This is a genomic window from Erythrobacter sp. S259 (genome assembly GCF_057364965.1).
In genome coordinates this window covers 1751666-1774762 of record NZ_CP200286.1, presented here as the reverse complement: position 1 = coordinate 1774762, position 23097 = coordinate 1751666, and the positions used below count along the sequence as shown (strand labels likewise).

The following is a 23097-nucleotide window of genomic DNA, read 5'->3' as shown; positions in this document are numbered from 1 at the left end:
GTGCTTTAGTTGTACTGAATGTAGGCGTCGTTGCGAAGGTCGCGAAGGTAACGCTGAGCGCGTTTATTGATCCGCTCTTCCTCGATCGAGCTCATGACTGACTGGAAGGTCGGCGCACCTGCATCATCAGGATCGTCACGGCCGCAAAGCATCAGAACACGCACGCCTTCGGCAGCCGTCCCAAAGGGCGGGGTTGTCTGACCCACTTGCATGCTCAACAAAATGCTTTGCAGCTGTTCGGGAAGCTGCCGGACCTGAATTTGCGGGTTAGAGACAACCGATGCGCCAATCGCGGCTTGAGCGCTCTCTGCATCTGAACATCCTCGAAGGGTCTGCACATAAGCGCCAAACTCTTCGATTTTTGTTGCCGCCTCGCTCTCCGACACACCTTCCGGCAAAGCCACAGAAATCTGCTTGAGGCTGAGCACTGCATCGCGCGGGTCAGCGGTCAGAACCTGACGTTTATCAATCAGATATATGATAGTGAAACCGCCCGGAATTGCGATCGGGCCAATCAACTGACCCGGCTGCATCTGGCGCGCTGCTTCGGCCATGGGGCCTGGCAGAGTGGCAAGGCGAAGAAACCCTGTGTCGCCGCCCTGAATGGCAGTTGATGCCTCAGAGAACTGGCGAGCATACGCGACAAAGCTGCCGCCTGCCTGAAGCTGTTCCACGATCCGCTGCATGTTGGCGATAACCGCTTCGCGGTTTTCGTCTGTCGCGCTCAAATAGATTTCGCCGAGCCGGTATTCCTCTGTCCCGCGCGATGCCTCAAGCCGGTCGAGAACGCCGGTCACTTCTTCGGCAGCTACGTTCACAAACGGGCTGATGTTGCGGCGGATGAGGTTTTCCCAAGCCAACTCGCCTTCGATTTGACGCTTTAGCGCGTTTGGTGACGAACCAATCGACTTAAGATAGACGTCCATCGCATCGGCTTCTTGACCAAAGTTCTGTGCCGCAAGCTGTTCGTAGGTTTGATTGATCTGCGCTTTCTGGACGCCAATTTCCTGCGCATCTGCTGCTTGAATCTTGAGAGTTTCGTCAATCAGATTGCGAAGCACTTGACCGCGCAATCGCTGCAGCTCTTCGGCAGATACGTCGGTCTGCGAAGCGTTGGTGATAAGCGATACGCGGTGGTCAATGTCTGTGCCAGTAATGACGTACCCGTTTACGACAGCGGTGGCGCTGCGCTCGTTGGGGTTGCTTGTACCAAAAAGCGTAACATCGTTTGGCAAGCCAAAAGGATTGGCCGAAGCAGTAGGCGCATCAGAAGCAGCATCAGGGGCAGGCGGCGGGCTAGCATCCTGAGCATAAGCGGGCCCGGCCACCGTCGTCGATGACACCATGGCAAGCGCGCCCATAGCACAAAGGGTAGCGCCAAGTGATGTGCGCAGAGTTGAAAAAGCCTTCAAGGTCACAGTTTTGATCCCGGTTTCTCGCATAAATTATCGTGTTCTGTTTGAAGCTGATCCATACGCAAAAGAGCGCATCATCTAGCCTTTGGCGATCGCGTATCAGCCAACATTTGCCCTCGCCTAGACACAGCAGGCTGAACGCAGGCTGAGTCCTCTCGCCGGGCTCTTAGCTCTTTTTTACATTTGTGCCAACGCGCAAAAATCATCTAAAACCCAGATTTCGAAGGGCGAAGAAGACCTGAAAGCTGTTGCCCTCTTCTGCATCGCCAAAGGTGATGAAATCGCGCCGCCACGTGGCTCCAAATTCGATACAATCATCACGGTACGCAATGCCAAGCCGCGTGCGAATGGGCTCGAACCCGTCGGGGGTAAAGACCTGGTCTTCGTCCTCATCGGTAAGGTTAAAGACGCCCGAGCCAAAAACGGACCAATTGCGGCCAATCGTAAAGCGAGCAGCTGCGCGCAATTCCTCACGGTCAGCCAAATCCTCGACTGTTTCAATGTTCCGATTGAGCCTCAAATAGCCCAGCTCGACATAATTACGCTGTGATCCGACGGTTGCATCGAACTCATTGCGGCGAACGGCGAAGTTGTCTTTGTCGATCCGAAAGCGGTGGGTGAAGGAGACAAAGTTGCGAAAACGTATTTCTGTGCGCCCGACGAAGTCGGAGAAGCGATCTGAAAGGCCCGTTCCATCAGGGAAGATTTCTTCCTCATTTGTGAGGCGGTAGGATTGGCCTATGTTGGTTTTGACGCGCCATCCGGGGCGATTGACCTCCCAATCGAAGCCATAGGTAACGCGTGTGCCGTCCTCGACCCGGTCGTAGCCGGAGAAACGGTTAAGCGCGAAGAGATTGGAATCTTCAAGGTCAATCGCTCGCGCATCTTCATTGGGAATGGACAAATTGCGGATTGGAGGGCTTGCGACAATCTGGAGACGCGGTGTCAGAACCTGTGTGCCGCCGAACGCTTCGCCAACAAGCGGCCATTCGACATCCACCGCAGCCGTTGCCACGCCTCGCCCGGTCCAGCCTTCATTGCCTTGATACACAGCGGTCACCGTCGAGAGTGTGTCATTGGTGTTGTAAACATCGCCGCGCACCAATCCGGTGAACGTCACAAGCTGGCCAAGATCGGTAAGGGTCCGCATATCCCAGCGTGCGCCCGCAAAGGCGCGCTGTGTGTCTTGCCCCTCGGTGCGGATTAGGCTGAGCGTGTTGGCTTGAACTTGCAATTGCCCGCCCAGCACATCACGGCCCACGATATGGCGGTAATCAATCGCGGGGATAGCGATCGGTACTTGGCCCTGATCCGCTGCGATCCGCAAGGTCTGCGTCGCCCAGCCCGCTACGCTGAGATACGAATCATCGCCGATCCGCTCTAGATTGATGGTTGAGCGCAAGCGGTCATCGCGGCTGATGTCATACCGGCGCAAGAAAGTGCGGTCAGACGATACGCGCACCGAGCCGGTTAGGCTCCACTCAGGCGAGAAATTGAAACGGCCATTAGCAAACAAATGCCCGCGCGGTTCATTAGTGGTAGTGGGAGCCACTCCGAAGTTCGCGACGCGATTGCTGTTCGTCGCAAAGCCCGTAATTTGATACGCGCCTTTCTCAGTGAAATGGCGAAATTGCGCGCGCACCATCGGAGAGGCGTTGGTGTATACGTGAGTGCCAAGCGTCAGGTCTTTGTTTTCGGCAAGGCGCCAATAATATTCACCCGAAAGTTCAAGCCCGTTCACCTGATCGACCCGGACGTTGGGAACCAAAAACCCGCTTTCGGCGCTTCCATCCGTGCTAATCGCGAGGCCGGGGAGTGGGAGCAGGCGTGCGCCGAATATCTCCAGCATCGCGCCTTCAAATCGGATACGGCTTTCTTCAGGGTCAAAGGTTACCCGGTCAGCGGTGATGCGCCAGCTTGGGTCTCTTGCGCAGCCCTTTTCATCGGTTACAGGGCAGGCAGAATAAGCCGCCTCGCTGAGCATAACGATGCCGTCTTCACCGCGCTCAGCTGAACGCGCCGCGAGCCTGCCTCCTGTGCGAAGCGCAAGCAAAAGCTCATCCATTGCGCCCGCTTCGAAGGCGTCATTGAGTTCGACCGCTTCGGTAAAGACCTGATTGCCAGACCTATCGACAAAGCGCACATTGCCGCTCGCATTGATGGTCCCACTCCTGCGGTCCCACACGACTGTGTCTGCGCGCACAGAGGCCTGTTCATTTCGCAGGATCACATCGCCGCGGGCAATTATCCGTTCTGCTTCAGCGTCATAGTCAACCGAGTTTGCCTCAAACTCGATTTCGCGTGTTTCGATTTCCTGAACAGATTGAAAGGGCCCTGACGGTTCCGTTTGCTCCGGCGGAGCCTCCTGTGCTGCCGGTAGGCTCGCTTCTGACCGGGCCTCTTTTGCCGCAACCGATGCAGGCAGGCAGCATATGGCAAGCGCCACTGCGCCAGACGCAAGGCTGCTTCGCTCCAAGATGACCCTGAATTCTCCCAACATGGCTTGCCTATTGCACCGCTCACGCTTAATCGCAATCGGGTTTCAGGGGCGAGTGTGTCTTGCCCACGGTTAGCCGCGCTGAAAAGCGGGCGAACACAAAATATCCAAAGGCTCAAAGACTGGGCCAATTTGTCGGAGCCACCATGGAAATCCTCTTCACCGCCGCCCGTCTCCCTGAGGTTCGCGTACACGCGGCGCTCATCAATCAGGGTGAATTGTCAAACAGCCCAGATGCTGGTGTGTACGGTATTGATGCCGTGTTCATCGCAGGCGCGGACGCCGCGCGTTTCAAGGGGACAGCGGGCCAAACGCACGACGGTTTTGTAAGCGTGGACGGCTCGGCCAAGCGTATTGCAGTGGTCGGTGCGGGCAAATCCAGCGCAGACAATCGCCGCCTCAATCTTGAACGGGCAGGCGGGGCGCTTGCGGCAAAATATCTGCGCTCGGGCGAAGACGCTGTTGTGCTCGACCTTAGCACTGCGGGGCTTTCAGCTGAGGAGGCAGGCGCGGTCTTACTCGGCGCTAAACTGCGCAGCTGGGCTCACGACGAATACCGCACCAAGCTTGCGGCCGATAAGCAAATCTCGCTGAAGACTATCCATGTGGTTGGCGCGCCTGAGGGCACTGAGGCTGATTGGGAACGCAATGCTGCGATTGCACGCGGGGTTGAGTTCACGAAAAAGCTCGTCACAGAGCCTGCAAACATAGTGTATCCGGAAAGCTTCGTGGCACTTTGTAAAGAAGCGTTCGCGGGCACAGGTGCAGAGCTTATTGTGCTTGGCGAGGCAGAGATGACTGAGCTTGGAATGGGCGCATTGCTCGGCGTTGGGCAGGGATCGCGCCGCGAATCGCAGCTGCTTGCGATCAAGTGGGATGGCGGCAATGCGGGCGACAAGCCTTCTGTTTTTGTTGGCAAAGGCGTGACATTCGACACCGGCGGTATTTCGATCAAACCGGCCCCCGGCATGGAAGACATGAAGTGGGACATGGGCGGCGCCGGCGCGGTTGCGGGCGGCATGCTTGCTGTCGTCTCACGCAAGGCAAAAGCCAATGTGGTCGGCGTTATGGGGCTGGTTGAGAACATGCCTGATGGCAATGCGATCCGCCCCGGCGATGTGCTCACCACGATGAGCGGCCAGACCGTCGAAGTGCTTAATACCGATGCAGAAGGCCGCCTTGTCCTGTGCGATGCGCTTCACTGGGCTCAAGAGCAATTTGATCCGGCACACATCGTTGATTTTGCAACGCTGACTGGCGCTATAATCGTGGCGCTTGGTAATGAGCATGGCGGAATTTTCGCCAATGACGATGCGCTCGCCGATCAATTGATCGCCAGCGGCAAGACCACTGATGACAAGCTGTGGCGCATGCCCATCGGCCCTGCGTATGACAAGCTCATCAACTCGCCGATTGCCGATATGAAAAACATTGGTGGTCGCTGGGGCGGTTCGATTACGGCCGCGCAATTCCTCCACCGCTTCATCAAGAAGGGCACGCCTTGGGCGCACTGCGATATTGCTGGCATGGTTTGGTCGGATAAACCGGGGGCAACCCATGAAAAGGGCGCAACCGGATACGGCCCGCGCTTGATTGATCAGTTTGTCGCGGACAACGCTGAGTAAAGCCTCATGGCCTCAGGTAATACAGCGGTAGGCCACTAAAATGGCGCGAATGCGCAAAAAGTCGGATCTTCCGTCAAAAGTCTGTCTCACTTGCGGCCTCTCGTTCACCTGGCGCAAGAAATGGGAGCGCGACTGGGGCAATGTGAAGTATTGTTCAGAGCGGTGTAAGCGTTCTAAGAACACTCCCTGATGAAAGTCGATTTCTGGCAACTCTCCCGTGACCCCGTTGAAAAGGTCGTCGCTCTGATCGCAGGCCGCGTGATGGAAAGCGGTGAGCGTCTGCTTGTCGTCAGCAATTCGCTCGACCAGCGCCAAGCCATTTCGCGTGAACTATGGAAAAGCGGGCCTGAGAGCTTTCTTGCCAATGGAGAGGCGGGGACGGCGGGCTGTGAAAATCAACCGATCCTGCTGTCGGACGCGCCCGAGCCTGCAAACACCGCGAGCCATGTGGTTTACGCCGATGGCGAATACCGGGATCAATCCGGTTTTGCGCGGGCATTTCTGCTGTTCGATGACACATCGGTCGAAGCCGCGCGCGCGACTTGGCGCAGTCTTGACAGTAGCGAAGAGCTTGAGCGCGCTTTTTTCCGCCAAGACGGCGGCAAATGGGTCAAAGTTGCCTAAGGATATCTGGGGGAAGTCTTTATGAAACCTGCAATCATGTTTGCCGCTGCCAGTGCGCTGGCGCTCACCGCTTGTGGGTCGGAGACGTCGGGCGAATTTACCGCTGAGAAGGGCGAAACCGGCGAACACGCAATTGACAACAGCAACGGCGAAGCTTCGATGACAGTAGAGACCGAGGACGGCACGGTCTCGATGCGCACCAATACCGAAGCGCCCACCGATCTGCCCGCCGGCTTTACGATGGTTGGCGGCGCAAAGGTTTTAAGCAACACCCTCGTCGATCAAGCCGACACCAAAGGCAGCCTCACCACTTTCCAATCGGACATGTCACCGGATGATATCATCGCGCACTTCCGCTCTGAGGCAGAAGCCGCCGGTATCACGATCCAGATTGAGACCAGTATGAACGGCGGAAAGATGATCGGCGGGGAAAATAAACAGACGGGCACCACATTTTCCGTGAGCGCGTTCCCTGATGATGAAGGCGTGGTAACAAGCCAGTTGACGATCAGCGAGGAAACCGGCTGAACAGCGATACCCAAGACCGGCACACACAATCGAACACAAAACTTGAACTTGGCAGCGCCCAGCGCTAGGGGCGCGCCAACCTTTTCTGGCGCGGGCTTTTCGCGTCCCTCTCTTTAACGCAAGGAACATTCCCATGGCGGCAACCCGCACTTTTTCGATCATCAAACCCGATGCCACACGCCGCAACCTCACCGGCGCTGTCACTGCCAAGCTCGAAGAGGCCGGCCTTCGCGTTGTTGCCTCCAAACGCATCCACATGAGCAAAGAGCAGGCTGAAGGCTTTTACGCAGTGCATAAAGAGCGTCCCTTCTTTGGCGAACTCACCGAATTCATGATGAGCGAGCCGGTGGTGGTCCAAGTCCTCGAGGGCGAAGACGCTGTGAAACGCAACCGCGATGTCATGGGCGCAACCAACCCAGCCGATGCTGACGAGGGCACAATCCGCAAGGAATTTGCGCTTTCTATTGGTGAAAACACTGTCCACGGTTCAGACAGCGAAGAAAATGCTGCGACCGAAATCGCCTTCTTCTTTAACGACGACGAAATTGTCGGCTGATCGGGTTTCAGATTTGAATGTGAAAGGGTCGTCCTTCGGGGCGGCCCTTTTTCGTATTAACTGCTTTTGGAGAAGCGTTCGAGCTGGGCTGAGTGGGTGCGGTGTACGCCCTTGGCGCTTCCCTCCATGTGGGTGTCCATCGCCTTTAACGCCTGCTCACTAAGCGGTATGCCAAGCTCTTCATAACAGCGCCGCATCGCGCCGCCCCAATCCGCGTTGAGTTCATCGAAGTGGAGCCGTGAAACCGGACCATTCCAATGCGCCAGTGCTTTCGCCATGCGATCTTCGCGCATAGTGATCTTGTGCTCCCAAAGCGCCTCAATCTGCTCCAATTCGCAGGCGTCTGATTGCACCGCCATCTGGTTGGCGCAAAGCGAAACGGCGCTGCGTAGAACCGCCTCACGCTCGCGGCTGGCAATAACAAGCCGCGCGTCGGGGAACTCAGCCAGAAGAGCGGGAAGGTCCTCGGCAAAGGCTGGGACTTTCATCACCCTAGGCTTTTCCGCGTTCCGCCGCGTCGCCGCATCAGTGCGCAAGATCCTCGCAAACTCGCGGTAAATCGGAGCGGGGTCGCGGGCCTCGCTAAAGGCGCTGTAGGTGGGGATATGCCACTGCGATTCGTAGATCGAGTGGTGCAGCGCCGCTGAAATCCACGCGAGTTCTTCCTCCACTTCTGTCGCAGCCATCGGGTGGATGGATTGAAGCCACGGGTTGAGCGCCCCCAACATTGCCAGATCAAACGCCGACTTCACCCGGTTCATCCCCAGCCGCGCTGGCACCGGGTGATAAGCATCCTGATAGCGAGTGTGCGAATGCGCAGGGTCTGCGGCGAGCAGTTTGTGAATGCGCGTTGTGCCGCTGCGCATATGGCCAATAACGATAATTGACGGGGCAAGCTTGGTGCCAAGAAGGTCGGGTTTGGACTGCCACAATTCCCCAAAGGCGAGCCGGTTGCGGATTACCCGGACGAGCTGTCCGAATGCCATGGCCTGTCCTAGCGCATTAAGCTGAGCCTCGGCGGTGATTGCTTCGCAAAGGCGCTCTAGCCGCAAGCGAAAGTCGGCGATGTCTTCTGCCGCGCGTCCGCCTTCCTCAGCGCCTTTCCGGTCCCCAAACCCCTTTGATGCCGCTTCCCAAAGCGCATCGGAGGTAAGCTCAGGAGTAGGTAGCCATCCGCGCGCCCAAGCTTTACCAAGAAAGGCATTGGCGCGCTCCGCCAAGGGCCCACGCGAAAGCAGATGTTCGCGTGTCCGTTTGGCCATTAGAACATATCGCTTGCATCAATGAGTTTCGTGAGCCGCGCCGGCGCGCATGTGCGCCAACTGCGCTCAAGCCACTCGTTCACATGATCCCAATCGACATTTGGGCGGTTGAGGATCAGCCCAACCCATCCGCTCGCGCCGTAATAGTCAGGCTTGTAATAGACCTCGGGCTGCGTCTCGATGAGAGAAAGCAGCTCATCCATCCCGCTGGTTTTGACCAAAAGAGCAATATGCTCAGAGCCGTGGTGCTGCTGGCTGTAATGCGCAAAGAACTTGCCTGATTTTTTTGTGCCCACCCGGAAACCCGGCGAACCATGGCTGGTCTTTTCGTATGTTTCCGGCAGCGCTAAGGCGAACTCACTGACCTTGGCATAGAGATATTCGGGATCATTCCCCCGGCTCACATATTGGGAGAGCGCGCGCGGGTAGAGCTGATGTTCTGCGATTTTGACGCGGCTGGCGAGTGTTTCGGGCGTATCATCCGGCGCAATCGCGACTTTGACTTGCGCTAGGACTTCGCCAGCATCGAGCTCGTGGGTAACGATATGGACGCTGGACCCTGCGTGGGCATCGCCCGCTTCGATTGCGCGGGCGAAGGTGTCGAGCCCTTTGTATTTTGGCAAAAGGGAAGGGTGAATATTGAGCATTCGGCCCTCCCAGCGCTCAACAAACGCTTGGGACAAGATGCGCATATAGCCCGCCAGCACGATGTAATGCGCGCCCGCGTTCATTGCGGCGGCTTCCATCGCGGCGTCTTGGTCTTCGCGCGAGCGGCCTTTGTGCGAATGGGTGAAGGTGGGAACCCCTTCGGTCTCGGCAAGAGTGAGCCCCGCAGCGCCTTCAACATTGCTGGCGACCAGCACGACTTCAAACAAAGCGTCATCCAGACGGCTGGCATAAAGCAGGGCCGCCATATTGGTGCCTGTGCCTGAGATAAAGACGGCGATCTTGGCACGGGGGCGTTCAGCCAAAGTGCGCGGCCTCCCAGTCTTCCATACCGCCCCAAGTGCCCTGTGAACCGCGCACAGTGCAGCCGCGCTCACCCGCTTCGATCTTGCCGACCTGAACCACAGTTTCGCCCGCTAGCGTTAGGCGCTCAGTCACGCTTGCCACTTGGTCCTCGGCCACTGCCAGAACCATGCCGACCCCGCAGTTGAACGTGCGCGCCATTTCTCGCGGTTCAATCGCGCCTTGGGCTTGCAAGAAGGCCATCAAACGCGGTTGGTCCCAAAGATCAGCATTCACTTGAGCGTGCGCGCCCTTAGGCAGAATGCGCGGGAGGTTCTCTAAAAGCCCGCCGCCAGTGATATGGGCCAGGCCGTGCACCAGTCCTTCGCGAATGAGCGGCAGAAGGCTCGCGACATAAATCCGCGTCGGTTCAATCAGCGCGTCGATCAGCAATCGGTCCGGATCAAACAGCGCAGGGCGGTCAAGTTTCCACCCCTTATCTTCAGCGAGTCGCCGCACCAATGAGTAGCCGTTTGAGTGCACACCGGAGCTCGCAAGGCCGATCAGGACATCGCCTTCGCCTACCTTCTCGCCAGTCAATTGCTCACCGCGTTCCACCGCGCCCACACAAAAACCGGCAAGGTCATAATCGCCGTCGCAATACATTCCCGGCATCTCTGCCGTCTCGCCGCCGATAAGCGCGCATCCGGCCTGCTTACAGCCGTCTGCAATGCCCGCCACCACACGCTCCGCGATGCCGTTTTCAAGTTTACCGGTCGCGAAATAGTCGAGGAAAAACAGCGGCTCAGCGCCTTGGACGATTAGGTCATTGACGCACATCGCGGCCAGATCAATGCCGACTGTATCATGTTTGTTGAACTCAATCGCCAGTTTCAGCTTGGTGCCAACTCCGTCATTCGCTGCAACCAAAAGCGGGTCTTTATAGCCAGCCGCTTTGGGGTCGAAAAACCCGCCAAACCCGCCCAGCTCACTGGTTGCACCAGGGCGCGCTGTGGCTTTGGCAAGGGGGGCAATCGCTTTGACCAGCGCATTGCCTGCTTCGATAGAAACGCCTGCGTTGGCGTAGGTGTAGGATGAATTTTTGCCTTCCATTTTTTGCGCTTTACCCCTTTGGGCTTGGAATTCCACGCGTGTTTGGGCAAAGACCGTGAAGATTTCCCCGATGATGGCAATATCGCACTCTTCTGGCCCGTTTATGAGAGCCTCATTTCGCGCCCGCTGGGCATTGGCGAGCCTGTTGGCATTTGTGATGCTTGCTGGCGGTTATGCCTTTGTGCTTGCACAGGTTTCGGGCGAACGCGGGATCGCACCCACCGCGTCCAGTACCGATATCGAGGTGCGCGGGATTGAAGTCGATGTGCGCGGCGACAACGCCAATGACGCGCGCAGTGAGGCGTGGAAAGAAGCAGCGCGCAAAGCATGGGCGCAGGCTGGCGGTCCCTCTCTTCCAGATGGCCAACTGAACGGTCTGGTATCGGCAATCGTAATCCAGCGCGAAAGGCTGGGGCCCAAACGCTATGTCGCAACGCTCGGTGTGAGCTTTGATCGGCAGCGGGCAGGGCGATATCTTGGCGGTGCGTCGGCAAAGAGGTCATCGGCTCCGATGCTGCTGATCCCGGTTGTGGTGAGCGGGGGCAGCTATACCGCATTCGAAATGCGCAACCCTTGGCAGCGGGCTTGGGCTGAGTTTAATCCGGGCACAAGCCGGATCGACTATGTGAGGCCCTCGGGTGCTGGGGGCGATTCGCTGCTGCTCAATTACGGTCAGGCCGGACGGCGTAGCCGCGCATGGTGGCGCTTGACGCTTGACCAATATGGCGCGGCCGATGCGCTCGTACCTATTGCAAAGCTTGATCACCAATTCCCCGGCGGACCGATCACCGGCACCTTCACGGCGCGTTATGGGCCCGACAGCGTTGTGCTAGAAAGCTTTACGCTGAATGCGCCCGAACCTGGCGCACTGCCTGACATGATGGGCAAAGCGGTTGACCGCATCGACCGCATTTATGAGCAAGCGCTGGCCGACGGAAAGCTGCAGCCTGATCCCACATTGCGCCTTGGCGGATCGGGTCAGGTGGACCCGGCGATTGCGCGTTTGATCGAAATTGGCCGAGCGATCGAAGCTCGCAGCCGCGCGCAAGAGCAAGCCGCTGCCGCAGCGCTTGCACCTGAGACGGTCCAGCCTAACACAGCGCCGACCGCTGCTCCTGCGAGCGTCAGTACAATTACGATCCAGTTTGCGACTCCCGATCCGCAGACCTTTGACGCAAACCTGGCGAGCGTTCGTCAAGTCGCGGGTATTCGCAGCGTGTCGGTAACCAGCACGGCCATAGGCGGCACCTCGGTGATGCAAGTGAGCTATGCAGGCGACATATCGGCTCTCGCAGCCGCTCTTAGGGCTCGCGGGTTCTCTGTGCGCGAGGGCGCTAACGCACTCGCCATAAGCCGTTAGAGCCGTCTTTTACGCTTATGACAAAAGCGGCAGCTCACCCTTCACAAATTGCCTTGCCGCTTACTCTTGCAGGAAGCGGGGAGCCGGGGCGCATTGTGCTCGGATCTGCGAATGCGCAGGTGGTCGAAGCGCTGCGAAACCCGGAAAGTTGGCCCTTTCGAACCGCTGTGCTCACCGGCCCTAGGCGCTCAGGTAAATCGCTTTTGGGACGCTGGGCTCAAACGCAGGGGATGGCAGTTCTGGACGGCGTGGAGGCAATGGACGAAGCGGAAGTTTTTCACTGCTGGAATTCTGTGCAAGAGGGCGGCTCCAATGCGGGCCGGCCGCTTTTGCTGATAGCCGATAAGACCCCGTGGCATGTTTCTCTCCCTGACCTGAGGTCGCGTTTGGGAGGCTCAATGCAGCTTGTAATCGGCGAACCTGATGATGCGATGGCAGCCGATTTGATCGAGGCCTGCGCTGAGGCGCGCGGGCTGTCATTGGCAGAAGGCGCAGCGGAATATCTGATCCCGCGCACAAGGCGCAGCTTTGCTGATATTGAGAGGCTGGTTGAGGTGATAGACCGGATCAGTCTTGAACGCGCCGTGCCTGCCACCATGTCTGTCTGGCGAGCAGCGCTAGAAGCTTTGCATGGGCCGTCCCAAGCAAAGCTGCTGTAGTTGAGATTTGCAAATTCGCGCATTTGGTGGGAGAATCGCGATCATGTTCACTAAGCTCAAAGCCTATCTGGACTCGGTGAAAGCGCGCGATCCCGCGCCGCGTTCGCGCTGGGAAGTGTTGCTGTACCCTGGGGTTTTGGCCCTTGGATTGCACCGGATTGCTCACTGGCTGTTCGATGCGAAGCTCTTTTTCCTTGCTCGTTTCGTAAATCATTTCAGCCGGCTGCTCACTGCAATTGATATCCACCCCGGGGCCAAGATTGGCAAAAATTTCTTCATCGACCACGGTTTTACTGTCATCGGAGAGACCGCCGAGATCGGCGACAATGTCACGATTTACCAGTGCGTGACCTTGGGCGGGACCAACCCCACCAATGGCAAGGGCGGGAAACGCCACCCAACGCTATGCGACAATGTCATTATCGGTTCGGGCGCTCAGGTGATTGGCCCCATCACGGTTGGTCCGCGAGGGCGCATTGGTGCCAATGCGGTGGTGACCGACGACGTACCAGAGGGCGCAACCATGGTTGGGCTCAAAGCGCGCTCAACTCTGCTGCCAGCCGAAGAATGGATCAAGGAATTCATTCCCTACGGCACACCGCTTGGTATGCAGTGCGAGGATGAAGAGGGCAATACAGTCGATTGTATCGAAAAGCTTGAAAGCGAGCTTAGCGCGATGAAAGCCGAAATCGCCGCTCTCAAAGCTGCCAGCGCTTCTTCGGGTGCCGCCTCAAGCGATCCGGTGCAAAGGACATTTGACCTTGGCAAGAAAAGCGGAACCGCGGACTGATGGGTTCAGCCTCAGGAGCCGGTGGAGGAAGCACCGGACAGATTGTAGCATTTCCGGGTAAGGGCGCTCAGGGTCAGGTTGGCTTTGACCGCGATGAGCTTTCGCGCATTCTCGACCTTTATGGCCGCATGGTCGCAGGCGGCCAGTGGCGCGATTATGCGATGGATTTCGACCGCCATGCCGCGACTTTTTCCGCGTTTAGGAGAGCCGCGGAACGGCCCAATACCCGCATTGAAAAGCGGCCCAGCCTTCGCCGCAAGCAAGGCATGTACACGCTGTTTGGAGAGCACGGACAAGTGCTCAAGCGTGGCAATGACCTGTCCAACGTCCTTGCGCCGATGGAGCGGCGGCTGATGAAGGCGGTTGAGGATTAGGCGAAGGTTTCCGCCACACTCAACCCATTGCGGTGGCCTGCGGTGATTTCGCGGATCAACTCCATCAGTTTCCATGCGCTTACCAACATCAAGACGCTTCCAGATATTGCCAAAAGAAGGCCTACCGTATTGCCGGTGCCTTCATAGCCTGCCCCTTGTTGAAGGCGGCCCGCTACATTGCCAAAGACACCACTGACAATCAGGCTGATCCACCAGACTTTAATCGAACTGGGTGCCTCGCTCGCGAAGCTATTCTCGCCCCCAAATGTAGTGGTCCATTGCTCCTTCATAACCTGAAATGGTTTGAACAGATTCATGATCGGGACGAAGTACCAGCCCACAGCCCAACCAGGTGTAAATTCCAATTCATTGCCAGCTGCATGCAGATTGGCATGCGCTCGGTAAATCCACATGCAGACCAGCACCACGGAAACAAAATATACTACGAGAAATGCCAAAGTGGCAAAGGCGAACAGGCTTGAAAGCATATCGAGTTCAGTGGTGTTAAAGTCGACCATTCCCAGCAGCGAGAGAAACTCACTGACCAAAACGACACCGCCCAAACCCATCACGCCGAAGATCGCGTATTCTGCATTTTTGGCGCGCGATTGCAAAAGTTCGACGCCTTCGTTCAGGCCCAAATCTGCCATAAATCTCCTTCCATTACAGCGGAATGCGCCAGATTAGAGCGCTGCTGTCAGCATGCAAGTGATTTTGGAAGAGGGGTTTGAGAGCACGTAAAAAACGGCCCTCGCACATGTCTGCGCGAGAGCCGTGAAATTTCAACTTGGTGCGTGGCTAATTGGGCGAATTACCCCCGCGCGCTGCTAGGCCCGGTGCCGGTGACTTTCTGCATCGCTTTCAAGATCGCGCCTGATTGCTCGGAACCCGATTGCGGGGCGATCAGGTTGGAGAAGTCGTTGATGTCATCCCAACGGTTCGCAAAGCCTTCGACAGTGCGCTCGCCTTCGGGGAGCCATACAGCGTCGTTCATCGCAACCCATGCGGAGTGATAACCGCCAGCGCCTGCGCCAACGATGGCATTGGTTGGGGCGTCTTCGCTCACGAGGTAAAGCGCAGCGGGTACGACGTTGACGGGATCGAACAGCTTGAAAGCTTCTTCGGGGAAGAGGTCTTCGGTCATGCGCGTGCCTGCCACTGGCGACAATGAGTTCACGCGGATGTTGTACTTTGCGCCTTCGAGCTGAAGCGTCTTGGTAAGGCCTGCAAGGCCAAGCTTGGCTGCGCCATAGTTCGCCTGACCAAAGTTACCGAACAGGCCGGTTGACGATGCGGTCATCAGGATGCGGCCATAGCCTTGCTCGCGGAAGGTTTCCCAGCACGCCTTGGTGACGAATGCAGAACCGGTGAGGTGGACTTTGAGAACGAACTCAAAATCATCCGGGGTCATTTTGGCGAAGGTCTTGTCACGAAGGACGCCAGCATTGTTGATTAGGATGTCGACGCGGCCCCATTTGGCTTTGGCATCGGCGACCATCTTTTCCATCTGGTCGTACTCGGTGACAGAGCCGCCGTTCGACATGGCTTCGCCGCCCATGGCCTCGATCTCTTTAACGACTTCAAGCGCCATATCAGAGTGGCCTGTGCCATCGCGCGAACCGCCCAGATCGTTGACAACAACCTTCGCGCCGCGGCGTGCAAGCTCAAGCGCGTATTCGCGGCCCAGACCGCCGCCCGCGCCGGTGACGATGGCTACTTTGTCTTTGAAGTCGATGCTCATGGGGATGGTATCCTTTCCGTCCAATTTTGTCTTATCGGTTTGAGGCGAGCTTTACGCTTGCGTAAACTCTGTGTGAGGCGCTGGGTGGCAGGATTTTCGCTGCGTTGCAACAGGGGGATTTGCGCGATGTGGCTGCCGTAGCGTCAGATGGGTGTTTTACAGCGATTCGAGGGCAGCAATAAGGCCGCCTAGCGAATCAATCAGATCGTCCGCTCCGAGCTCATGGGGCGGTTTGTCGCAATATCCATAGACCGCGCCGATCACCGGGACGCCGGCCGCTTTGGCGGCGTTCACGTCGTAAGTGCTGTCACCAACAAAGGCGAAACTGCCACCGCCGCAAATCTCGCGCGCCTTGATGATGGGGTCTGGGTGGGGCTTGGCGAGGAATTGACCATCGGGCCCTTTGCCCAGCGAATTGCCTCCGATAACGCCTTCAAACGGTTCGATAAAGCCAATCTGGGTGAGGATATTGCGGGCAAATTCCTCAAATTTATTCGTCACCACAATGACCTTCACGCCGCGCTCTTTGAGTTCAGCGACCACTTCACGGGCATACGGGTAAGGGCGGGTGTGGACCGCGTTATTTTCTGAATAGTACCCCAGCATTTTCTTGTAGAGCGCCTTGAACTCATCCGCTGGCAAGCCGCCTTGCGCATCGACCGCCTTCGAAAGCATGATCTTCGCGCCCCCGCCGATAAGGTCTTTGGAGCTATCCACTGGCACCCGGTCAAACCCCACGAGTTCAAGCGCATGGTTCACCGCTTCGCCAAGGTCGCGAAAGCTGTCGACAAGGGTGCCATCAAGGTCAAAACCGACAGCTGAAAAGGGAAAATTGCTCATATTGATCCCTCGCGTGAAGGAACGGACTTCAAACTGCAAGGGATTGCTGGCAAGTGAGGCGCGAAGCTTAGCAATTCCACGGTATAAGGCCTCTCATGACAGATTTCGCCGCTATTATCCTTGCAGCGGGCAAGGGCACTCGCATGAAAAGCGATATGCACAAAGTGCTCCACCCGATCGCGGGCAAGCCGATGCTGATGCACATCCTTGATGAGTTTGAGACGCTTGGGCCTAAGCAAACCGTGGTGGTCGTAGGCGACCGGCGCGAGCAGATTGACGCTGCGATTGAGGGCCGCGAAGTGGTGACGGCGCTGCAAGACCCTCAACATGGGACGGCGCATGCCGCATTGCAGGCGAAGAGCGCTTTGGAAGGTTTTAGCGGACATGTGCTGGTGACTTTTGGCGACGTGCCGATGGTGAGTGCAGCAACCGTGCAAAGGCTTCTCGGCGCGCTCGAGGACGGGGCCAAGGTCGCGGTGCTGGGTTTCCGGCCCGTCGATGCTCTCGCCTATGGCCGGATCATTGCAGGGCAGGACGGCACCGTTTCCAAGATGGTTGAGTACAAAGACGCGAGCGAAGAGGAGCGGGCGGTGAACCTGTGCAACTCCGGTCTGATTGTCGCGCATTCAGATGATATGTGGCCGCTTCTCGGCGCGGTTGGCAATGATAACGTGCAAGGCGAATACTACCTCCCCGATGTCGCCACTGGAGCCATCGCGCGCGGGCAGAGGGTGGTGGTGATCGAATGCGAGGCTGATGAGGTTGCCGGGATCAACTCCCGCGCTGAACTTGCCGAGGCTGAAGGTCGTTGGCAAGCCGCACGCCGGGTTCGGGCGATGGATGAAGGCGCGACGCTTAAAGCCCCTGACACCGTTTTCTTCAGCCACGACACACAGCTGGGCCGCGATGTGACAGTGGACCCGCATGTGGTTTTCGGCCCAGGAGTGACGGTCGCGGACGGCGTCCACATCAAGGCATACACCCACCTAGAGGGTGCCACCCTTGCCAAAGGTGCACAGGCTGGCCCCTTCGCCCGTCTTCGTCCCGGAGCGGTGATGGAAGAGAACAGCTTTGTTGGCAATTTTGTAGAGATGAAAAAAGCAACCCTCGGGGTGGGCGCCAAGGCCAGCCACCTGTCCTACATCGGCGATGCCATCGTCGGAAAGGACGCGAACATCGGGGCGGGGACCATCACCTGCAATTATGATGGGTATTTCAAATATCAGACCGTGATCGGCGAGCGCGCCTTTATCGGTTCCAACTCGGCCCTAATCGCGCCAGTCACGATTGGCGATGACGCCATCGTCGCAGCAGGCAGCGCCGTCAGCCGAGATGTGGGCGCAGGCGACCTTAGAATGGTACGCGCCGAACAGCTCGTCAAACAAGGCTGGGCAGATCGCTTTCACGACACGATGAAAAAGAAGAAAGCGGCCTCCAAGAAGGGATGAGTGAACAAGCACTTACCTGCTGGCTGTGCCGCCGCCCGTTTGAGACACTAATCCAGTGGCATCACCCTGTTCCCAAGTCGAAAAAGGGCCGGGCGACGGTGCCTGTTCACCCGATCTGCCACAAAGCGATACACACCAATTTCACCAATGCCGAGCTTGCGCGCATCGGCGATGATCCGGATGCGATCCGCGCCGCGCCCGCAGTTGCGAAGTTCGTCAAATGGGTCGAGCGCAAAGAGCCCGATTTCCATGCCCCTACGCGGCGTTGAGATTATTTGAGGTCGCCGCCCAATAAGACACCTGCCAGCGGGGGAAGGATGAGCCAGCGGGCACCGAAGACCACTAAACGACGACCTCTGGGGTAACCTCTTACGCGTCTTCTAGCGGCGCGCTTGCCAAGGCAGCGCTGCCCGTGGTGTAGTCGCGTTCCCACTCCTCAAACTCGCTGCGGGACAGCAGATACCGCTCACGCGCTTCGTGGAAGCTGATTGCGCGCTCATGCACAGCGCGCACTACACCAGCCTTGCGCGCTGGGGACCAATGCGCACGGTGGCTTTTGGGAAGCCCATATTGCTTAATCGCATGGGCGATGGATATGTCGCGGGGATATGCCATTTCACTTGCTCCTTGTTACGCCCCTCATGTGATGAGAATTGGCCTGTGCGCTTAACCGGACCCTGCCAGAGACGGTTAATTTCGCATTGATGCAAGATTCCGTGTTTCCCCTGCGACGAATGGAGGAGGAAGTGTCGGCTTGGCTTACAGATCGCTCTCCCGGCCCATAAAAAAGGGCGATTTCCCTACTAGGAAACCGCCCTTTGAGAATCGTTTGACCTCCCGATAAGGTCCAAATCAGTCCATCAATTGCCGCATCAGATAGATGTATTGCAGCGCTTGAAGCTTGGCGCGCTGTTCATTGTCGACGCCGCCTGAGTGCCCGCCGGTCATGTCCTCGAAGTAATAGTAGTCATGACCTTGCTCTTTGAGACGAGCGGCTCCTTTGCGCGCGTGCGCTGGATGAGTGCGGTCGTCGGCTGTTGATGCCCAAAGGAAGGGGGCGGGGTAATCGACGCCCTCTTTGATCATCTGATAGGGCGAATAGCCTTCAATCCATGCGCGCTGCTCAGGAATGCGCGGATCGCCATATTCGCCAATCCACGATGCGCCTCGGCCAATGACGTGGTAGCGAAGCATGTCGAACAGCGGAATTTGAACGATGGCTGCACCAAACAGGTCTGGCCGCTGCGTAAAAGCGGTGCCAACCAACAGGCCGCCTTGAGAACCACCTTGGATGCCGAGATGTTCGGGCGAGGTGAAGCCCTTGGCCACAAGGTCATCGCCAATCGCAATGAAATCGTCCCAAGTGCGCTGCTTGTTTTCGCGGATAGCGGTTTGATGCCAGCCAGGGCCAAATTCACCCCCGCCGCGCATATTGCCAAGCACATAAGCCCCGCCGCGCTCAAGCCACATCTTACCTGTAGTGCCAAGATAACCCGGTAAGCGAGGAACCTGGAAGCCGCCATAACCTGTCATCAAGACGGCGGTGTCGCCGTCCATCGCCATGCCGGCAGGCTTGACGATGAAATAGGGTATTTTGGTGCCATCAGCGCTCGTTGCCTCGTGCTGCTCAACTTCCATCCCGGTCGCATCGAACCGCGCTGGCGAGGTCTTGAGCGCTTGAGGGTCGCCCGAACCATCCGTGTAATAAAGCGTTGTGGGATTGAGGAAGTCGGTGACAGTGAACATGATCTGCTCGCTCTCATTCGAACTCGCCGCAATGCCTACCGTGGCGTTATCGGGAAGGGCAACCTCTTCGCTCACCCAAGCGCCATCTTCGAAGTTGAACTTCAAAACCTTGCCAACGACGTTGTCGAGGAGCCCTACATAGAGTGCACCAGCCGTAATCGCGCCGCCTCGTTTGGTCTGGCGATCACCGGGAGCCCAAACGAGGGTTTTGGCCGCTGCGTTCGGGTCTTTTTTGAACTCCTCAAGGTCAACGGCGATCAGGCTGTCTGCAGGGAAGGTCTGACCATCTGTCAGCCAATCCACATCGGTGGAAAGCAGCATGTGTCCATCGACGATACCATAAGGGGACGCCTTCTTTGGAATATCGAGCTTCACCCACTCATCTGCGGGGCTCAGCCAGAAGTATTCGCTTTCATGGAAGCTTACGCCTCTGAACGCGGTTGTCGCGTGAACCGTGCCCGCTGCATCGCGCACAAGGCTCGCGCCTGCCCACACATCGCTTGCCTCACCGCGGTAAATTTCTTGCGCCTCTGCGATGTCAGTGCCGCGCTTCCACACGCGGGTAGTGAAAGGGTATTCGCTGTCGGTGAGGGTGCCTTCGCCAAAGTTGCGCCCCACCATTAGCGTGTCTTCATCGACCCACTGAATTCCGCCCTGGCTTTTCTCCGGAAGCTCAAAGCCGCCTTCGACGAACTGTTTGGTGGTCGTGTTGAACTCGCGCATGATGGTGGCATCCTCGCCCCCATCGGATAGCGCAACCATGCACATTTCCATGTTTGTAGGCAGGCAGGTTGAGCCGTTGTAGACCCACTCCTTGCCTTCTGCCTCGGCAAGAGCGTCAACGTCGAGCACAGTCTCCCAGACCGGCTCATCGGATTGATAGCTTTCAATCGTTGTGCGGCGAAGCAGGCCCTTTGGGTTCTCTTTATCCTGCCAGAAATTGTATAGCCCATCGGGGCGGAAGCTCACGAAAGGAATGCGGTCTTCGCTATCGAAGATGGCAAGCGCTTCGGCTTTGAGCGTTTCAAAGCGCGGGTCGGCTTCGAGCACGCCAAGCGTGCGCTCATTCTCTTTCGTGACCCAGGCGAGCGCTTCATCGCTGCGCGCTTCTTCAAGCCAGATGTAGGGGTCTTGGTCGGGGCCGGGAACGCCATCATCGGATGCGTCTTGAGCGTTTGCGGTGGTTGCAGCGCCAATGGTCATGACAGCCGCCAAAGCAAGAGTGGATACAAGTTTCAAACCTTCTCTCCTAAACAGGATTGCTGCCTTGGTATGTGGAGGTTTGTGGGGGCCTTGTGAAGGGGCAATTCTAGCTCTCAACGCCGGGAAGGAATGTATAATAGTCCCTGTATTCTTGCGGCAGGTCATAGGGTGCGAGGACGCCGCTATATCCGATCAAGAATGCACCAGCGATCACCGGGCCAAGAACAAGGGCCGGGGTGTGCCAACTCTTGGGCGCTCGGAAGTGCAGGGCAGCAAGGAGGTGGCAGACTACAGCGATCACCGCCAGCGCGTAGTATACGGCAAAGCCATACTTGATCGGCTCGATTATGAGCGTCCCGCCCGCCCAAAGGAAATTGGTGTCGAGCCCTGCATAAAGCCGCGTAATCAGCGCAGCTGCCGTGTGCTGGATGATGAAATAGGCAAGATAGCACCCGCTCAAAAATTGCATCCAATGCCAGTGATTTTTGGTCTTCCGCTTGCGGATCACGCTAAGAAGCTTGAACCCAAGCACCACTTGCGTGGCAAATGCGCCGACAAGGGCGATCTCGATCAGAGGAAACTGATAAAGGAGCCGCACCCACCCCAGCACCTCAGTGTGCACAGCAAGCCCGCCAAGCGAGGAAAGGTGCGTCGCAAAATGCACTGCGATGAAGATTATCAGCAGGATCGCAACGCGCCCATGAGCCTGCTTGGCTTGTTTTGAGGTGGTTGCCATGTCATCACTCCTTAATCGGATGTATGTTATCCGGATAAAGAATGTCCAATTAAGGAGTCAAGCATGCAATTGGGTAAGGGCGTCGAATGGTCCACGCATATCTGTGCGATTGTAGCCATTTTGCCGCCCGGTAAGGGGCTCAGCGTGGATGTACTTGCTGAGTTTTATGAGCTCCCCTCTGCCTATCTTGCCAAGCAGATGCAGCTTCTGCGGCGGGCTGGTATTGTGGAAAGCGTGCGGGGCAAGGGCGGGGGATACCGCTTGGCCCGCGGCCCTGACGACATAAGCCTGCTTGATATTGTGCGTGCCATTGAAGGCCCAACGCCAGCGTTTCGCTGCACTGAGATCCGCCAAAATGGGCCTTGCAAACTGAAGCGAAGCGACTGCAAAGCCCCGTGCGAAATCGCCAGCGCCTTCGCTGATGCTGAGGTCGCTTACCGCGATGCTTTGGCCTCAAAGACCCTCGCCATGATTATGCAAGAGGCGGCAATGAACCAAAGCCCTGAGCATATGATGAAAGTCGCGCGCTGGGTGCAGCGGCAAGTGGGTTAGAGCGCCCTATGGATAGACCTCGGCTCTAAACCGTTCGAGCCACGCGGTGAGGTTTTCATGCCCCGCGATCATCGCCTTCATTGGGCTTTCAAATTCAACAAAGGCGATATTGGCGAGAAGCGAATAGACTGTCGCATCTGTTAAGCTGATCTGCGTGCCGTGGAACCATGTTTGGTCTCCCAGCATACCTGACAAGGCGTCGATATCTTTTGCTGCCAGCGCCTCAATCTCAGCAGGGGAGTGGAGGCCCATGCCATGGCCTTCGAGCTGTTTCTTAACCCCGCGCCGCGCGATGGGCGGAATGATCAGCTTTAAAGCGGCTGGCAGGCTGCCCAGAACTGTGTTTTTCAGCGTCGCCCAGTTTTCTTCGCGGCACCATCGGTCATAGACCATCGCCCAGTAGAGGTGCTCTTCGACGAGGCACTGAATCGCTTGGGCCTTTCCATTCTCAGCGGGCGAGAGGTGTGCGTCAGGGTCTTTGCCAAACTCGCTTTTGAGAAAGTCGATGATGATCGCGCTGTCGCCCAGTTTCTTGCCCTGATACTCAATCCAGGGCGCTTTCTTCTTAGGGCCGGGAAAAGGCGTGCCAGCGGTGATGCTCTCATGCTCGATATCCGCCATGCGCAGAAACGCATCGAGTTTGAGGCAGAACGGGCTGACCGTGGGGAGGCTCCATGCACCGGGCAGGTGATAGACTTTAAGTGCGCTCATGGATGATCCCCTCTTGCAGTGGGGTGTAGCGGGTTCACGCGACAAATGAAAAGGGCGACCCCAAAGAGCCGCCCTTTCAAATCTCATATGAAGGTGGGAGCCTTAAGCTTCAACATGCTCCGCGAGCACGGTGATGCCGTTTTCGCTCACCTCGGCAAAGCCGCCTTTGACGTTGATCAGCTCAGGCTCACCGCCTGCTGATTTGAACACCTGCACAGCGCCATCATCAATCGTGCTCATAAAAGGCGCGTGGCCTTCGAGAACGCCGAATTCGCCCTCTGAGCCGGGGACCACAACCATGTGGACTTCCTCAGAGCGGACCTGCTTGGCAGGGGTTACGAGTTCAAAATGGAGTGCCATTTTCGCGTT

General features: G+C 57.4%; 25 protein-coding genes. 12 read left to right on the top strand and 13 right to left on the bottom strand.

All coding sequences use genetic code 11. The features are described 5' to 3' along the window. Positions 1 to 5 precede the first annotated feature (5 nt). Complete coding sequence (locus tag AC0V60_RS08550) at positions 6 to 1346, bottom strand: peptidylprolyl isomerase (protein ID WP_486178054.1); 1341 nt, start codon at positions 1344 to 1346, stop codon at positions 6 to 8. A gap of 271 nt (positions 1347 to 1617) precedes the next feature. Beyond that, the gene (locus AC0V60_RS08545; protein ID WP_486178053.1) at positions 1618 to 3915 is read right to left on the bottom strand and encodes an LPS-assembly protein LptD; all 2298 of its coding nucleotides are present in this window, start codon (positions 3913 to 3915) and stop codon (positions 1618 to 1620) included. A 143-nt stretch (positions 3916 to 4058) separates the two neighbouring features. Between AC0V60_RS08545 and AC0V60_RS08540 the strand changes: the two genes are divergently transcribed. From AC0V60_RS08540 to ndk, 5 genes are all read left to right on the top strand, one after another. Then, positions 4059 to 5537, top strand: coding sequence for a leucyl aminopeptidase (locus AC0V60_RS08540; RefSeq protein ID WP_486178052.1), 1479 nt, complete (start codon positions 4059 to 4061; stop codon positions 5535 to 5537). A 40-nt stretch (positions 5538 to 5577) separates the two neighbouring features. Beyond that, positions 5578 to 5727 carry a DUF2256 domain-containing protein gene (locus AC0V60_RS08535; protein ID WP_486178051.1) on the top strand — a complete coding sequence of 50 codons (150 nt, stop codon included), beginning with the start codon at positions 5578 to 5580 and terminating at the stop codon, positions 5725 to 5727. Further along, positions 5727 to 6161: a DNA polymerase III subunit chi gene (locus AC0V60_RS08530; RefSeq protein ID WP_486178050.1), complete on the top strand. Its 435-nt coding sequence runs from the start codon at positions 5727 to 5729 to the stop codon at positions 6159 to 6161. Before AC0V60_RS08535 ends, AC0V60_RS08530 begins: the two co-directional genes overlap by 1 nt. Positions 6162 to 6182: 21 nt before the next feature. Further along, entirely contained in the window at positions 6183 to 6689 is a 507-nt protein-coding gene (locus AC0V60_RS08525) for a hypothetical protein (protein ID WP_486178049.1), read from the top strand. A gap of 133 nt (positions 6690 to 6822) precedes the next feature. Further along, a complete protein-coding gene (gene ndk, locus AC0V60_RS08520) occupies positions 6823 to 7245 on the top strand; it encodes a nucleoside-diphosphate kinase (RefSeq protein ID WP_486178048.1) in 423 nt (140 codons plus the stop codon). A 56-nt stretch (positions 7246 to 7301) separates the two neighbouring features. On the opposite strand, the gene AC0V60_RS08515 is transcribed toward ndk, so the two are convergent. The 3 genes from AC0V60_RS08515 to purM are packed head-to-tail and all read right to left on the bottom strand — an operon-like array spanning position 7302 to position 10568. After that, positions 7302 to 8507 (bottom strand): sulfotransferase family protein, encoded by a 1206-nt coding sequence (locus tag AC0V60_RS08515; protein ID WP_486178047.1) that lies wholly within the window; start codon positions 8505 to 8507, stop codon positions 7302 to 7304. Beyond that, positions 8507 to 9478, bottom strand: coding sequence for a phosphoribosylglycinamide formyltransferase (gene purN, locus AC0V60_RS08510; protein WP_486178046.1), 972 nt, complete (start codon positions 9476 to 9478; stop codon positions 8507 to 8509). Before purN ends, AC0V60_RS08515 begins: the two co-directional genes overlap by 1 nt. Beyond that, entirely contained in the window at positions 9471 to 10568 is a 1098-nt protein-coding gene (purM, locus tag AC0V60_RS08505; RefSeq protein ID WP_486178045.1) for a phosphoribosylformylglycinamidine cyclo-ligase, read from the bottom strand. The genes purN and purM overlap by 8 nt, the downstream gene beginning before the upstream one ends. Before the next feature lie 55 nt (positions 10569 to 10623). Here purM and AC0V60_RS08500 point away from each other — a divergent pair, with 55 nt between their 5' ends. The 4 genes from AC0V60_RS08500 to AC0V60_RS08485 are packed head-to-tail and all read left to right on the top strand — an operon-like array spanning position 10624 to position 13751. Continuing rightward, entirely contained in the window at positions 10624 to 11928 is a 1305-nt protein-coding gene (locus AC0V60_RS08500) for a heavy-metal-associated domain-containing protein (RefSeq protein ID WP_486178044.1), read from the top strand. A 17-nt stretch (positions 11929 to 11945) separates the two neighbouring features. Next, complete coding sequence (locus tag AC0V60_RS08495; protein ID WP_486178043.1) at positions 11946 to 12587, top strand: P-loop NTPase family protein; 642 nt, start codon at positions 11946 to 11948, stop codon at positions 12585 to 12587. Positions 12588 to 12630: 43 nt separating this feature from the next. After that, a complete protein-coding gene (epsC, locus tag AC0V60_RS08490; RefSeq protein ID WP_486178042.1) occupies positions 12631 to 13377 on the top strand; it encodes a serine O-acetyltransferase EpsC in 747 nt (248 codons plus the stop codon). Next, a complete protein-coding gene (locus tag AC0V60_RS08485) occupies positions 13377 to 13751 on the top strand; it encodes a DUF2794 domain-containing protein (protein WP_486178041.1) in 375 nt (124 codons plus the stop codon). The genes epsC and AC0V60_RS08485 overlap by 1 nt, the downstream gene beginning before the upstream one ends. Here the strand turns inward: AC0V60_RS08485 and AC0V60_RS08480 are convergent. From AC0V60_RS08480 to AC0V60_RS08470, 3 genes are all read right to left on the bottom strand, one after another. Continuing rightward, positions 13748 to 14401 carry a DUF4328 domain-containing protein gene (locus tag AC0V60_RS08480; protein ID WP_486178040.1) on the bottom strand — a complete coding sequence of 218 codons (654 nt, stop codon included), beginning with the start codon at positions 14399 to 14401 and terminating at the stop codon, positions 13748 to 13750. The two genes, AC0V60_RS08485 and AC0V60_RS08480, sit on opposite strands and share 4 nt — an antisense overlap. Before the next feature lie 161 nt (positions 14402 to 14562). Further along, positions 14563 to 15492 carry an SDR family NAD(P)-dependent oxidoreductase gene (locus AC0V60_RS08475; RefSeq protein ID WP_486178039.1) on the bottom strand — a complete coding sequence of 310 codons (930 nt, stop codon included), beginning with the start codon at positions 15490 to 15492 and terminating at the stop codon, positions 14563 to 14565. A 156-nt stretch (positions 15493 to 15648) separates the two neighbouring features. Then, on the bottom strand, positions 15649 to 16332 hold the full coding sequence (locus tag AC0V60_RS08470; protein ID WP_486178038.1) for an HAD family hydrolase: 684 nt from the start codon (positions 16330 to 16332) through the stop codon (positions 15649 to 15651). A gap of 95 nt (positions 16333 to 16427) precedes the next feature. On the opposite strand from AC0V60_RS08470, the gene glmU reads away from it, so the two are divergent. Together glmU and AC0V60_RS08460 are read left to right on the top strand one after the other, a co-directional pair. Next, positions 16428 to 17780 carry a bifunctional UDP-N-acetylglucosamine diphosphorylase/glucosamine-1-phosphate N-acetyltransferase GlmU gene (glmU, locus tag AC0V60_RS08465; RefSeq protein WP_486178037.1) on the top strand — a complete coding sequence of 451 codons (1353 nt, stop codon included), beginning with the start codon at positions 16428 to 16430 and terminating at the stop codon, positions 17778 to 17780. After that, the gene (locus AC0V60_RS08460; protein WP_486178036.1) at positions 17777 to 18049 is read left to right on the top strand and encodes an HNH endonuclease; all 273 of its coding nucleotides are present in this window, start codon (positions 17777 to 17779) and stop codon (positions 18047 to 18049) included. The genes glmU and AC0V60_RS08460 overlap by 4 nt, the downstream gene beginning before the upstream one ends. A 100-nt stretch (positions 18050 to 18149) precedes the next feature. Here AC0V60_RS08460 and AC0V60_RS08455 read toward each other — a convergent pair whose 3' ends face one another. The 3 genes from AC0V60_RS08455 to AC0V60_RS08445 all read right to left on the bottom strand — a co-directional run bounded on the left by AC0V60_RS08455 (position 18150) and on the right by AC0V60_RS08445 (position 21465). After that, on the bottom strand, positions 18150 to 18395 hold the full coding sequence (locus tag AC0V60_RS08455; protein ID WP_486178035.1) for a DUF1153 domain-containing protein: 246 nt from the start codon (positions 18393 to 18395) through the stop codon (positions 18150 to 18152). Positions 18396 to 18632: 237 nt separating this feature from the next. Then, positions 18633 to 20765: a prolyl oligopeptidase family serine peptidase gene (locus AC0V60_RS08450; RefSeq protein WP_486178034.1), complete on the bottom strand. Its 2133-nt coding sequence runs from the start codon at positions 20763 to 20765 to the stop codon at positions 18633 to 18635. Between the two features lie 70 nt (positions 20766 to 20835). Further along, positions 20836 to 21465, bottom strand: coding sequence for a hypothetical protein (locus AC0V60_RS08445; RefSeq protein ID WP_486178033.1), 630 nt, complete (start codon positions 21463 to 21465; stop codon positions 20836 to 20838). A gap of 63 nt (positions 21466 to 21528) precedes the next feature. Between AC0V60_RS08445 and AC0V60_RS08440 the strand changes: the two genes are divergently transcribed. Then, complete coding sequence (locus tag AC0V60_RS08440) at positions 21529 to 22017, top strand: RrF2 family transcriptional regulator (protein WP_486178032.1); 489 nt, start codon at positions 21529 to 21531, stop codon at positions 22015 to 22017. 6 nt (positions 22018 to 22023) lie between these two features. Here the strand turns inward: AC0V60_RS08440 and AC0V60_RS08435 are convergent, their stop codons facing one another. Both AC0V60_RS08435 and AC0V60_RS08430 read right to left on the bottom strand, forming a co-directional pair. Then, the gene (locus AC0V60_RS08435) at positions 22024 to 22728 is read right to left on the bottom strand and encodes a glutathione S-transferase family protein (RefSeq protein WP_486178031.1); all 705 of its coding nucleotides are present in this window, start codon (positions 22726 to 22728) and stop codon (positions 22024 to 22026) included. A 102-nt stretch (positions 22729 to 22830) separates the two neighbouring features. Next, the gene (locus AC0V60_RS08430; protein ID WP_298303941.1) at positions 22831 to 23088 is read right to left on the bottom strand and encodes an ATP synthase F1 subunit epsilon; all 258 of its coding nucleotides are present in this window, start codon (positions 23086 to 23088) and stop codon (positions 22831 to 22833) included. Positions 23089 to 23097 lie beyond the last annotated feature (9 nt).

Coding starts and splice junctions, on each gene's coding strand:
- ndk (WP_486178048.1), top strand. CDS start 6,823: ATGGCGGCAACCCGCACTTTTTCGATCATCAAACCCGATGCCACACGC.
- purM (WP_486178045.1), bottom strand. CDS start 10,568: ATGGAAGGCAAAAATTCATCCTACACCTACGCCAACGCAGGCGTTTCT.
- AC0V60_RS08430 (WP_298303941.1), bottom strand. CDS start 23,088: ATGGCACTCCATTTTGAACTCGTAACCCCTGCCAAGCAGGTCCGCTCT.
- AC0V60_RS08455 (WP_486178035.1), bottom strand. CDS start 18,395: ATGGCATATCCCCGCGACATATCCATCGCCCATGCGATTAAGCAATAT.
- epsC (WP_486178042.1), top strand. CDS start 12,631: ATGTTCACTAAGCTCAAAGCCTATCTGGACTCGGTGAAAGCGCGCGAT.
- AC0V60_RS08525 (WP_486178049.1), top strand. CDS start 6,183: ATGAAACCTGCAATCATGTTTGCCGCTGCCAGTGCGCTGGCGCTCACC.
- AC0V60_RS08480 (WP_486178040.1), bottom strand. CDS start 14,401: ATGGCAGATTTGGGCCTGAACGAAGGCGTCGAACTTTTGCAATCGCGC.
- AC0V60_RS08440 (WP_486178032.1), top strand. CDS start 21,529: ATGCAATTGGGTAAGGGCGTCGAATGGTCCACGCATATCTGTGCGATT.
- AC0V60_RS08435 (WP_486178031.1), bottom strand. CDS start 22,728: ATGAGCGCACTTAAAGTCTATCACCTGCCCGGTGCATGGAGCCTCCCC.
- AC0V60_RS08470 (WP_486178038.1), bottom strand. CDS start 16,332: ATGAGCAATTTTCCCTTTTCAGCTGTCGGTTTTGACCTTGATGGCACC.
- AC0V60_RS08550 (WP_486178054.1), bottom strand. CDS start 1,346: ATGGTGTCATCGACGACGGTGGCCGGGCCCGCTTATGCTCAGGATGCT.
- AC0V60_RS08445 (WP_486178033.1), bottom strand. CDS start 21,465: ATGGCAACCACCTCAAAACAAGCCAAGCAGGCTCATGGGCGCGTTGCG.
- AC0V60_RS08495 (WP_486178043.1), top strand. CDS start 11,946: ATGACAAAAGCGGCAGCTCACCCTTCACAAATTGCCTTGCCGCTTACT.
- AC0V60_RS08515 (WP_486178047.1), bottom strand. CDS start 8,507: ATGGCCAAACGGACACGCGAACATCTGCTTTCGCGTGGGCCCTTGGCG.
- AC0V60_RS08460 (WP_486178036.1), top strand. CDS start 17,777: ATGAGTGAACAAGCACTTACCTGCTGGCTGTGCCGCCGCCCGTTTGAG.
- glmU (WP_486178037.1), top strand. CDS start 16,428: ATGACAGATTTCGCCGCTATTATCCTTGCAGCGGGCAAGGGCACTCGC.
- AC0V60_RS08475 (WP_486178039.1), bottom strand. CDS start 15,492: ATGAGCATCGACTTCAAAGACAAAGTAGCCATCGTCACCGGCGCGGGC.
- AC0V60_RS08545 (WP_486178053.1), bottom strand. CDS start 3,915: ATGTTGGGAGAATTCAGGGTCATCTTGGAGCGAAGCAGCCTTGCGTCT.
- AC0V60_RS08485 (WP_486178041.1), top strand. CDS start 13,377: ATGGGTTCAGCCTCAGGAGCCGGTGGAGGAAGCACCGGACAGATTGTA.
- AC0V60_RS08535 (WP_486178051.1), top strand. CDS start 5,578: ATGGCGCGAATGCGCAAAAAGTCGGATCTTCCGTCAAAAGTCTGTCTC.
- AC0V60_RS08530 (WP_486178050.1), top strand. CDS start 5,727: ATGAAAGTCGATTTCTGGCAACTCTCCCGTGACCCCGTTGAAAAGGTC.
- AC0V60_RS08540 (WP_486178052.1), top strand. CDS start 4,059: ATGGAAATCCTCTTCACCGCCGCCCGTCTCCCTGAGGTTCGCGTACAC.